This window comes from Paenibacillus sp. FSL R5-0908, from assembly GCF_038006245.1.
In the GTDB taxonomy this organism is placed as follows: domain Bacteria; phylum Bacillota; class Bacilli; order Paenibacillales; family Paenibacillaceae; genus Paenibacillus_AQ; species Paenibacillus_AQ odorifer.
On the sequence record NZ_JBBOUV010000001.1, the window covers coordinates 1,194,865 to 1,206,650 of the forward strand.

The window sequence follows — 11,786 nt, forward strand, 5'->3', positions numbered from 1 at the left end:
AAAACCTACTGAAAAAATAATAAATTTTTTGTAACTATTTTTCAAATGGAAGCGCAAACATGGGAAATGTCAACTTGTTATTGTGATTTTTCTCATGTATGATGCTTTTATCGAGCACAGTACAATCTCGCATTTTCCAAAAAACTGGAGAATAGGGTGGTGGGATGAAAATCAAACCAACTGCAGAAGACAAACTGATTGCGTATTACAGGTATTTTTCATTGTCCCTCACATCACTCATGTATCTTCTAGATCAGACGGGACCTTCCATAATTTATAAATCACTTATTATTGCTATACTTGTTATGTTTGCACAAACGTTCTCATTTTGTTATCGAAGGCTACGCAGCAGGCCGAAGACTCTCGTCCTGGCTGTTAGTATAGAGATGGTGGGAATTATCGCATTAACCTTGTTTACGGGTGGGTACGAAAGCTCTTTTAGGCTTTATGTGCTAAATCCTGTATTGATTGCTGCAGGCTCGTTGTCCATTTATTTTGGATGGTCGTTGCTCTTAAGCTATATCAGTATTTTTGCGGTGCTCTGTTATTTTTTTATCAATTCTGCGAACAGAAATTTTCTAGAAATTGTATTTATAAATGGGAATCTGTTTCTAACACTGGTACTTACGGTTATAATAATGCAGATCGTTAATCGGATGAAGCGGCAACGTGAAGAATCGAATGCCCGCACGAAAGAGACGATGGAGCATATCAAATCCCTGTACCATATCGTGGAAACCTCAAGCCAACATGATTTCATGAATATCGGTCAAGTGATCACCGATTATGTTGTTAAGCTAACGAAGCTGGATAAGGCTTTGTTTTGGTTCGCCAAGAAAAGCGGAGAACCAGCTCCGCAGAGCAGGCAGACCGGCTGGCAGCAGGAAGAGGAACAGTTCCTATTCTCAGAACTGGGAAAACATGAGCATGAATGGAGATTGCAGCGAGAGCCTATTTTTAGAAATCTGCCGGGATTAGGAGATTTCCTGCTGATGCCTGTACGGATGAGCACCCGTTTTGTAGGGATGATTGGACTCAAGCTGGAGTCTACAGAGGGGCTGGAAGGCCGCAGATGGTATATTCAACAATTGATATTCTTATCTGAGCTAAGTGCGAATATTCTTGAAAGACATGAGCTTGGTGTGATCGAGAACCGGTTGATCATCACGAACGAACAGAACCGGATTGCGGATGAAATGCACGACAGTGTATCGCAGAGCCTTTTTGGTATTGTGTATGCGACGCATTCGCTGAAGGAATCGTGGAAGAGAATGTCAGATCATGAGCTAGAAGAACAAATTGAGCTAATTCATGATTCTGCTACAAAGGTTGCTAAAGAACTGCGGATCACGATCTACAGTCTTAGCTCCAAGAAGAGTGGCGGGCCTACTTGGTTGGGCATGGTAAGATCACATTTGAAGAGCTTATCCAGGTTAAATGATGTTGATATTGATTTAAAAATAACGGGCGATGATTTCAGTCTCCCTTATCCTTATCACAAAGCGCTTTTTCGGATTATCTCCGAAGCCACTGGTAATGCCATCAGACATGGTGCTGCCAGTCGAGTGGATGTAGAATTGTCTCTGAAGCCGACTTGGATTCGATTATTGATTTGTGATAATGGTGTTGGTTTTGATACTGATTTGTTATGGATTGAATCTGAAGATAGTGTAAGCGGACTTGGCATGAAGAATATGCAATATTTGACCCAGTCGCTCGGCGGCGACTTTCAGTTGTCCAGTAATGAGAGCACAGGAACAAGAATTATGATTTCGATTCCTGTCGGTGTAGCTGAATTAAAGAATGCATAAACTTTAGGCGGGAGGTCGTTTCTGTGAAAATCGTCATTGTAGATGATCATCCTTTAGTTAGAAGAGGACTGGCATCTGTCATTTCAATGCAGCCGAATGTGCAGTTTGCAGGTGAGGCAACGAATGGCCAAGAAGCGCTTCTTGTGATTGAGGAGACGCAGCCTGATCTCGTATTGATTGATCTAAAGCTAGCAGATGAATCGGGATTGGATGTCATTAAGACAGCACGTGCTCGTGGTATCGTTAGTAAGTTCATTTTGTTGACCTCATCTGCGAGCAGAGAGGATTTCCTGAAGGCTGAAGAAGTACTAGTAGATGGATATGTACTGAAAGAGGCGTTGCCTGAAGAGTTACTGTTTGCTATCCAATTGGTGCATAAGGGAAGAAAGTATTACGATCCTGGTCTGATGGAAGATAAAATGCGCATGAGTGGAAGCAGCCCAACGGATGAATTGACACCCAAAGAAAAGGAAGTCCTGATCGAGCTGGGGCAGGGCGCATGCAACAGAGAAATTGCTTCACGTCTTTTCATTAGCGAATTTACGGTGAAAAAGCATGTCAGTCAGATTTTAGCTAAATTACAGGTGGCTGATCGTACACAGGCAGCGCTTTATGCAAATGCTGTCGGATTAACCAAATATGAAATGTCATACGAGTGAAAATTGAAATAATTCGTAAGCATTGTACATGAACACGGACAGGTTGTCCGTGTTTTTTTGTGCGTTAAAACTTAAATCAGCCCTATATATGGCACTAAAGTATACCTAATCCCCCTCTTAAGAGGTATAACGTCTTACTCCAAAGTGAAGAGGAAAGTGATGGTATGAGCCATGTGGCGAATGGTGTGGATTGATAGAATTAAAGCAACAACTGAAACTTTCATGAATGCTTTCAGAATGTAATTTTAGCGGAAGGAGGGTTACTGTGGAAAAGACGATTCTGGATTACATTAACCTGATTAAAAAAAGGTTTTGGCTCATCATGGTGTTCGTTTTGATCTCCTGTGCTACGACTTACTATGTTAGCAAAAACTTCGTTGAACCCGTCTATTCCGCTTCCGGACAGCTGCTTGTCAACAACATTGCCAAAGCTCCCGAGAGCAACAATCTTAACGATTTGAGCTTTAGCCTGAATTTAATTGAGAGTTACAAGGAAATTATGAAATCACCAACCATCATGAAAAGCGTAATAGAAAATCACCCGGAGTTTGGTCTCACGGCCGATGAACTAAGTCAGAAGCTTGAGATTAAAACTTCAGAGAAAAGTCAGGTGATCAACCTCAATGTTCAGGATGAAAGCTACACCAAAGCTGCCGGGATCGTAAATGCGGTATCGCAGACATTCATTCGTGAATTGCCATCGCTGATGAGGGTAGACAATGTTACCTTGCTGACACCGGCCGATCCGACTGATGTTCCAGGGCCCTCGAACGGCGGGTTTGCGATGAATCTCATCATCAGCTTTGTTGTATCACTTATGGCTGCCCTAGGAATTATCTTGCTGATGGAAACACTTAACGGCACATTAAGGTCTGAAAAGGAAGCGGAATATGACCTTGGTCTACCGGTAATTGCTTCGATCGCAACTATTCGCAAACGTGACTTGGGTAAGGCGGCAGGCGACACCAGAGTGAAGGAGGGTGCTTATGTTGCGGCTAAATAAGAGTCTGGTTACAGACGTTAATCCGTCCTCGCATATCTCCGAATCGTTCCGATCACTGCGCACATATATACGTCAGCTTGGACTAGCGGAGGGCGGCGGAGGAAAAGTGCTGCTCTTTACGTCAGCAGAAGCTGGAGCAGGCAAGACGACAATCTTGTCGAATCTCGCGGTTTCTTTCGTCCAGGATGGCAAGAAGGTAGCGGTGGTTGACTGCAATCTGAGACATCCCGGTCTTCATACCGTGTTTGAAGTAGAGGGGAGTGACGGGCTTGCGGCTTATTTAAGTGGGCAAGAGGAAGCAGATAACATCGCTGTCCTCGGAAACTTAGCCAATCTTTCAGTCATCCCGGCAGGAAAAACTCATGTTAGTCCGCCGGATTTGCTGGGGAACCCCAAAATGACCACTTTGCTTGAGGAACTAAAAGAAAACTACGATCTGATCCTGTTGGATTCTCCTTCGGCAGTCGATTTCAGTGATGCTCGTATATTGGCACCTCAAGCGGACGGCGTGATCCTGGTGGCCAGATACGGAAAGTCCAAACGGGAATCGATTCGCAAAGCGAAGACGCTGCTTGAACAGACCGGCTCTAATCTAATCGGAATTGCCATGAACCAGGCGAAGTAATTGTTTATGCTTTCGAAGTAAGTTTTGCTTGAAGTCAAATTATTGAAGCTAATGCTCACAAAACTTAAGTTTATGCTTTCGAAGTGAGTTTTGTACGAAGTCAAATCATTGAAGCTAATGCTCACAAAACTTTTAGGAGGTAAAGTGCGATGAAAAAGGTAAAAAAAGTAATCATACCCGCGGCAGGACTAGGTACGCGCTTTCTTCCCGCAACGAAAGCCATGCCTAAAGAAATGCTTCCGATTATCAATAAACCAACCATTCAATACATTGTTGAGGAAGCTATTGCTTCCGGTATTGAAGATATCATCATTGTTACTGGTAAAGGTAAAAGAGCCATTGAGGATCATTTTGACAATGCGTTTGAGCTGGAGTCTAGGCTTCTGGAAGATGGAAAGCTGGATCTGCTTAAAGAGGTTCAGCGTTCAGCCAAGGTTGAAATTCACTATATCCGCCAGAAAGAACCGAAGGGTCTGGGGCATGCCGTTTGGTGTGCAAGACGGTTTATCGGAGATGAGCCATTCGGTGTCATGTTAGGTGATGATATCGTCACAGGAGCCGTACCTTGCCTTAAGCAGCTGATTGATCAATATGAAGAAACACAAAACTCGGTTATCGGAGTTCAAGAGATTCCTGATGAATTCACGAATCGTTACGGTATTATTGAACCGGATTTGCAGGACGGTAAATTGTATCGGGTTAACAATTTTGTAGAGAAGCCGCCACTAGGTACGGCACCTTCCAATCTTGCGATCATGGGCCGGTATGTGTTTACTCCGAAGATCTTTAAGTATCTCGATTTGATGGAAGAAGGCGCTGGCGGAGAGATCCAGTTGACAGATGCCATTCAGAAGCTGAATCAGAGCGAACGGGTATATGCCTATAATTTTGACGGAACAAGATATGATGTCGGCGAGCGGCTTGGATATATTTTGACAACACTTGAATTTGCACTGCAAAGCGAAGATTTGCGCTATCCGGTGATGGATGCAATGGCGGAATGGCTGAATAAAATGGGACAAACCAGCTTGAGTAGTTAAGTTGAGTTCGCAAAATTTTAGATGAGGAGGATGAGCATGCAAAAACTGCCGGAAGACTACGAGGCGGTCCTGCCGAAACTTTACATGCTGCATACCGATGAGAGAAGGAAAGAAGCAGAGTCCTATTTGATAATGAAACGGATAATCGATATCTTTTTTTCCGCTCTTGGTCTTCTCGTGTTAATGCCATTATTTGTTGTCGTGGCGATTCTGATCAAGCTGGAGGATCCGAAAGGAAAGGTGTTCTTTCGGCAAAACCGGGTTGGGAAGAACGAAAAGCAATTCCCAATGTATAAGTTCAGATCCATGGTCAGTAACGCTGAGGAGTTAAAAGAAAACCTGATGGCCTATAACGAAGTGAGCGGTGCCATGTTCAAGATTAAGAACGATCCGCGGATCACACAAATAGGGAGATTCCTGCGTAAGACGAGCATCGATGAGCTACCTCAGCTGTGGAATGTGCTGATAGGTCAAATGAGTCTGGTCGGTCCTCGTCCTCCGCTGCCAGAAGAGGTAGCTCAGTATACGGAATATGACAAACAGCGTTTGACGGTTACACCAGGCTGTACCGGATATTGGCAAGTAAATGCTCGAAACAGTGTCGGCTTCGACGAAATGGTACAGCTGGACTTAACCTACATCCATATTCGGAGCACCATGCTGGATCTAAAAATCATTGCTAAAACCGGACTGATGTTACTCGGTTCAAAAGATGCTTATTAATAATGTGGAAATTAGGTGAATGCCGATGCGTGAATACGGAGACGTTCCTAAGCTTTCCATTATCATCTGTACCTACAACAGAGCACCTTTATTGATCAAGACGCTTCAGTCACTTTTAAAGCTGGATCACTTAGAGCAGGCGGAGATCATTGTTGTGGATAACTGTTCCAAGGATGATACTGAAGCTTGCGTCAAAAAGTTTATAGGAAAGCATGGAGCTGATGTGGATATCCGCTACATGATGGAGCCGATGCAGGGGCTTTCAGCGGCTAGAAATACAGGAATTCTGGCTTCCAAATCGCCGCTGATTGCCTTTCTCGATGATGATGCGATACCTTGCCAGCGTTGGATAACAACGATTGTCAGTACTTTCGAGAGTAAAACGGAGGTCATGGCTATGGGAGGCAAAATTGCTCCGATATTTGAAAGTAAACGTCCGGACTGGTTGATTAAACCCTTTGAGCTTCCGTACACGATTGTTGATTTAGGTAGCCGGATTAAGGAATATCCCAAGCAACTTCACCCTTGTGGGGCCAATATGGCGATGCGGAAGCTCGTATTCGACATCAGTCTTTTTCCCCTAGATCTCGGAAGAAAGGGTGATTCTCTGCTCTCCGGTGAAGAGACCTGGTTATTCGGACAGATTCAAAAAGAAGGGCATTCCATCCTCTACCATCCGGAAATGGCGGTTGACCATTTCGTTCCGGCGGCCCGTTTGACGGAAGACTGGATTATGAGGCGCTATTATAGCCAAGGTATCTCTAACGCTATGAAAAGCGAAGGACTAAAAGGCAAGCTGCTTCTAGTGGGAAAGACAGCCGCTAAGCTCGTGTATATCCTGGCTGATTCTATCCTCTCAAGAAGTAAAGGAAGAAGGCTTTTGAACAAATGCAGGCTGGAGAGTATTCGTGGAACGCTTCATATGATTCTCAATCGGGAGAGGCATTCCGCAGCGGGGTGAGGGATTAACATGACAAATTTTGAGTGGGGCTCCAAATTAAATGTTTTGCCATACGGGATGCTCTATCTCATGTCGGCCCTGTTCTTTGGAACGGCGGTCATCTACCAGCCGATGATTGCGATAGCTGCCGTGCTTCTGATTATTTTGCTGGGAATCTCGATTTCACGGCCTGAACTGATCAGTTATTTCGTTCTAATCACGACAGCAATATCGATTAACTTTTTATATGATGGCAGCATGTTTGGAATGGAGATACTGTCCCTTTATAAATTGGTTATCGTGATGCTGCTTGTTCCTTGTATTCTGGTCAATGGCTTGCGGTTTCGTCTGAGTCACCCCTTGTGGGCAATGGTAGCCCTGCTGGTGATTACCTTTGGATCTTCGATCTGGCTGCCGGAAATGACCTCATCCATTGCAGTTAAAGCTTTTATCGGTCTATCCATTCCATTCGTATTTTTATTAATCAACTGGAAAAAGAATGTAGCCGAGCTGCAAATCAAAATTATCTGTATGCTTCCCCTTGTTAGTGTAGTGGTTGGTTTGTTGCTGCAGCTTGCGCATGTTCATAATTTTCTCAACATCGAGTATACAGGCGCTGTACGGATTCAGGGGGCTAATATTCCTGCGCATCTAGCGATGCTGGCCTTTATGGGAGTAGCGATTCCATTTATAGAGGTGAAGCGGAATCCGCAGCAAGCACGCTTTTTCTATATCATGTTAGTTCTAAATTTCTTTATCTTGATTGGAACAGGAACAAGAGGGCCTATATTGGCACTTGGACTTACCGTTCTCTATTACTTCTATGATATTCTTCGCCAATATTTGAAGGGCAGAACCTATCTGCTAATTCCGTTAATGGGTGCATTTTTCCTGATTATGGTCGCCGTCTTCTGGCAGCTCGATAATTTTGAGAAACGTTCCTTTGAGAGACAGACAGACACGGCTGTTGATTTATCAGGAAGGTCAGAGGCATGGGAGTATTTTTTAAATAAGGCTGCGGACTCTCCTTGGTCTGGTAGAGGGCTTGGAGCAGTGACGGTAGCAAATGATGGAACATTGTATAAGGGTTTTGTAGTTCCACACAACGAGTATATCCGCTTTTACTTCGATGGGGGATATATTGGCGCTATTCTGTTGATGTTCTCTTTATTGGCTGTATTTATTCTGGTGTACAGAGCATTGGCTCCGCCGATCAAACCTTATTATCTGTTATTTATTGCAGCGTTTTTAATCTACTCATTCTCCGATAACACGCTGTCGACGGTCCAATTTATTATTCCGTTCTGTTGGTACCTGAACTGCCTGTATCGATCTTCACAGCCAACCGATTCCCCACAAAAAGAAGTGATACGATGAGTCAAGTGAATATGTTCGATGTCAATTTTGATAACTATGATTTCATGGATTTGCTTGATTACATTGATAAAACCATTCAGGAGAGGAATCAGTCTTATATCCTCACTTGCAATGTAGATCATGTGATCAAGCTTCGAAAGGATAAAGAATTTCAAACGGTATATTCGAAGGCAGGTGCAGTTGTTGCTGACGGAATGCCACTGATCTGGGCATCCAAAATGCTAGGCAAACCGCTTAAGCAGAAGGTATCCGGCGCGGATCTATTTAATCGATTGGGCAACGCCTTTGAGCAAAGGAAGTACCGGCTGTTCTTCTTAGGCTCAGCTGAAGGCGTGGCGGAACGGGCAGCGATGAATTTGAAAACAGCGCATCCCGGAATAAATGTGGTTGGCTGTTATTCTCCATCCTATGGATTCGAGCACAATGAGGAGGAGAATGAACGCATTATAGAAATGCTGACAGAGTGCCAGCCAGATATCGTGTTTGTTGGTGTAGGAGCGCCTAAGCAGGAAAAGTGGATTTATCGCCACTATACCTCTTATCAAGCTCCGATATCGATCGGAGTGGGAGCGACCTTTGATTTTCTGTCAGGCTCAGTGAAACGAGCACCTAGCTTTATGCAAAAAACAGGGTTCGAATGGTTCTGGCGGCTTAGCCAGGAGCCGGGTCGGCTCTGGAAAAGATATCTTGTGGATGATGCACAATTTCTACTTTTATTACTTAAGGAACTGCGTAAGCGGGATAAGGTGAAGGAAGGAGGCTTGGAATGAGTGTATTTACGCCCCCATCACTTAGGTTCATCAAGACAGTTGGATTAATAGGGGGGACTGCTGCTATAGGTGTCTCTCTTCCGCTGATCATCGGCTTCTCCAGTGCGATGCTGAGTTCATCGAACAGTCTGCAGGGAGCCATTCTCTCAGCCATCCTATTCCCAGCTTTCTTGTTAGCCGTACTTAGACCGAAAATGCTGGTTGCTTATACCTTGCTAATCTGGGCCGTAGCTCCAGAGCTGCGCCGCATTGCTGACTGGTCAGAAGGAGTGTATCACTCTGTATCTTTGCTGAGCTTAGCTCCCTTGTTAACCGGTGTAACCTTGATCATTCCGCTGCTGAAGGAGATTCATAATATTCAAAAAGCCTCCACGCGGATCATGTTAATGTTCGCAGTTGCGCTGGGTTATGGTGCTTTAATCGGTTTGGCTAAGAATGGCATGGGCTCAGTTTATGACTTAGCGAATTATATTGTGCCACTGCTGTTATTGCCGTACTTTGCCGTCACGAAGTTCAAGCCGAAGGATATCGATCGATTGCTTACCGCTTTTGCCAATATTGCAGTCCTAGTTGCCATTTACGGGATTGTTCAGTATTTGACGGTGCCACCTTGGGATGTGTTCTGGATGAAACATGCGGATATGATGTCCATCGGAAATCCATATCCATTGGAAATCCGAGTGTTCTCTACACTGAATTCGCCCGGACCGGCTGCAACCTTCTTAGCATTTGCTTTAGTTCCGATGATACTGGAGAAAAAATGGCGGGGAACATTGCGCTGGATCGGCGTTCTGCTAGTTGTCATCTGCCTGCTGACTACTTTAGTACGTGCGGCATGGCTGATACTTCTGGTGATGCTGCTTATGTACATTGGAACCTCTCCTTCTAAGGGAAAGTGGAAAACCTTGATCCAATTAGTTTTTGTGGCTGCTGCGTTGTTCTGGGTTGTGCCGAAATTGCCTGGTGCCGAAGGACTGGTTGCTCGGGTAGAGACACTTTCTTCTGTTCAAGAAGATCACTCTTATAATGAACGGCTAAGCTTATGGCAAAACATGCTGCCGATGGTCGCCGCCAATCCAGTAGGTCAGGGAATTGGTAGTGTAGGTCAAGGGACTAAGCTTGGTAATGACGGCGAGCTTGGTGAGTACGGAATTATGGATAACGGAGTTATCGCTTTACTGCTTACCTTTGGTGTTCTGGGTGCTGTTTTCTTCTTCGGAGCTTTAGGCGCAGTTGTCAAACAGATATTCGCTAGAGTAATCAGCAGGGACCAATTGCAGCCCTACGCCCGACTTGCGTTAGCTACTTGGACCGGTGCGATTGTCAGTCTAGTTTCAGATAATGGGTTTCCCGGACTCAAGGGATACTTAATCTGGATGCTGATCGGTCTTGGCCTCAGCGCAAGGGAGATTACTCAAATTAGAAGGAAGGGAACACCGTATGCAGCAGTTGAATGCAAAATCTCTCCCCGCTAGAACAATCTGGTCATCTTTTAGATTGTTCGCCAAGAGCAAGGACAACAGCTCGGCAGCCGTAAAAACTATGTTTGTCAGTGTCATGATCCTATTGATTAACATGTTAACGGGTGTACTGACCGCCCGTTATCTTGGACCGACAGGTCGTGGGGAACAGACGGCAATGATTAACTGGTCACAGTTTCTGGCGTTTAGCATGAGCTTTGGCATTCCTTCAGCTCTCATCTATAACGCTAAGAAAAACCCGGAGGATGCCGGAGTGCTTTATCGTATGGCATTACTGCTTGGTACCATTTTTGGGGTCATAGCGATGATTATAGGTATCGTAGTCTTGCCTTATTGGCTGAAATCCTTCAGTCCGGAGGTCGTGACCTTTGCTCAGTGGTCTATGATTCTGTGTCCGATTATAGTGATCTCTCAAATTAACAATGCAGCTTTTCAATTCAGAGGTGAATACAAGAGGTTTAATTGGATTCGCTATCTAGTGCCGTTGCTTACACTGACGATGATCGGGATATTGATCGCGCTGGATCAGATGAATCCATTTACAACTGCAGTTGCCTATCTTCTTCCTGGAGCGCCGCTGTTTATCGGAATGACGATTTCCTTGCTTCGTACCTATAAGGTGAAGATGAGAGGGGCCTATCAGAATTTAAAAAGATTGTTTACTTACGGACTTGGTTCCTACGGCAATGACTTGCTTGGCAATTTCTCTACCTATATCGATCAGATCGTAATTGCCGGTTTGTTAAGACCAGCTGATTTGGGGCTGTATGTAGTGGCTGTGAGTCTATCACGAATGGTTAATTTTTTCTCAAGCTCGATTACGATCGTGTTGTTTCCTAAGGCTTCTGAGCTGTCCAAAGAACAGGCAGTTGAGTTAACATTCAAAGCCTTCCGAATAAGTACGACCTTCACCATGCTTGGTGGAGTATTCCTGATGCTCTTAGCCCCTTTAGTAATTCCGTTGATGTACGGCAAAGACTTCAATGCGGCATTAACCGTGTTTCGCTTATTGCTCCTTGAAGTGACCATTAGCGGAGGGACGATCATTCTGGCGCAGGCCTTTATGGCGTTAGGCAAGCCAAAAGTGGTTTCGATGCTTCAAGGTTTCGGCTTACTTTTGGTTATCCCAATGTTGTTCCTGCTCATCCCTAAATTTGGTTTACTCGGAGCAGGGATAGCGATGTTGTCATCAGCAATCCTGCGGTTTTTCTTCATTGTTCTCAATATAAAGTACACCTTAAAAGTTAAACTTCCGCGGCTGCTCATTACCCGGGAGGACATTCAGTGGATGAAGACGACGATGAATTCTTACATTCGCAAGAAACCTATGGATATGAATGGATAATGCGAAAGATAA

General features: G+C 44.6%; 11 protein-coding genes. All 11 read left to right on the forward strand.

Going from position 1 to position 11,786, the window contains the following annotated elements; all coding sequences use genetic code 11:
• The first annotated feature begins 164 nt into the window (after positions 1–164).
• Entirely contained in the window at positions 165–1,811 is a 1,647-nt protein-coding gene (locus MKZ09_RS05310; protein WP_076137153.1) for a sensor histidine kinase, read from the forward strand.
• Between the two features lie 23 nt (positions 1,812–1,834).
• Complete coding sequence (locus MKZ09_RS05315) at positions 1,835–2,470, forward strand: response regulator (RefSeq protein ID WP_036676623.1); 636 nt, start codon at positions 1,835–1,837, stop codon at positions 2,468–2,470.
• A gap of 265 nt (positions 2,471–2,735) precedes the next feature.
• Positions 2,736–3,473, forward strand: a complete 738-nt coding sequence (locus MKZ09_RS05320) for a YveK family protein (RefSeq protein ID WP_076129269.1) — start codon at positions 2,736–2,738, stop codon at positions 3,471–3,473.
• The gene (locus MKZ09_RS05325) at positions 3,457–4,098 is read left to right on the forward strand and encodes a CpsD/CapB family tyrosine-protein kinase (RefSeq protein WP_076207336.1); all 642 of its coding nucleotides are present in this window, start codon (positions 3,457–3,459) and stop codon (positions 4,096–4,098) included. Before MKZ09_RS05320 ends, MKZ09_RS05325 begins: the two co-directional genes overlap by 17 nt.
• Before the next feature lie 149 nt (positions 4,099–4,247).
• On the forward strand, positions 4,248–5,138 hold the full coding sequence (gene galU, locus MKZ09_RS05330) for a UTP--glucose-1-phosphate uridylyltransferase GalU (protein WP_042185171.1): 891 nt from the start codon (positions 4,248–4,250) through the stop codon (positions 5,136–5,138).
• 30 nt (positions 5,139–5,168) lie between these two features.
• Positions 5,169–5,861: a sugar transferase gene (locus MKZ09_RS05335; RefSeq protein ID WP_076137155.1), complete on the forward strand. Its 693-nt coding sequence runs from the start codon at positions 5,169–5,171 to the stop codon at positions 5,859–5,861.
• Between the two features lie 25 nt (positions 5,862–5,886).
• Complete coding sequence (locus tag MKZ09_RS05340; protein ID WP_076207338.1) at positions 5,887–6,822, forward strand: glycosyltransferase; 936 nt, start codon at positions 5,887–5,889, stop codon at positions 6,820–6,822.
• Positions 6,823–6,831: 9 nt separating this feature from the next.
• Complete coding sequence (locus tag MKZ09_RS05345; protein ID WP_036676609.1) at positions 6,832–8,178, forward strand: O-antigen ligase family protein; 1,347 nt, start codon at positions 6,832–6,834, stop codon at positions 8,176–8,178.
• The gene (locus MKZ09_RS05350) at positions 8,175–8,948 is read left to right on the forward strand and encodes a WecB/TagA/CpsF family glycosyltransferase (protein WP_036676606.1); all 774 of its coding nucleotides are present in this window, start codon (positions 8,175–8,177) and stop codon (positions 8,946–8,948) included. The genes MKZ09_RS05345 and MKZ09_RS05350 overlap by 4 nt, the downstream gene beginning before the upstream one ends.
• A complete protein-coding gene (locus MKZ09_RS05355; protein WP_076207340.1) occupies positions 8,945–10,423 on the forward strand; it encodes an O-antigen ligase family protein in 1,479 nt (492 codons plus the stop codon). The genes MKZ09_RS05350 and MKZ09_RS05355 overlap by 4 nt, the downstream gene beginning before the upstream one ends.
• Entirely contained in the window at positions 10,389–11,774 is a 1,386-nt protein-coding gene (locus MKZ09_RS05360; protein WP_076129264.1) for an oligosaccharide flippase family protein, read from the forward strand. The genes MKZ09_RS05355 and MKZ09_RS05360 overlap by 35 nt, the downstream gene beginning before the upstream one ends.
• Positions 11,775–11,786: the final 12 nt, after the last annotated feature.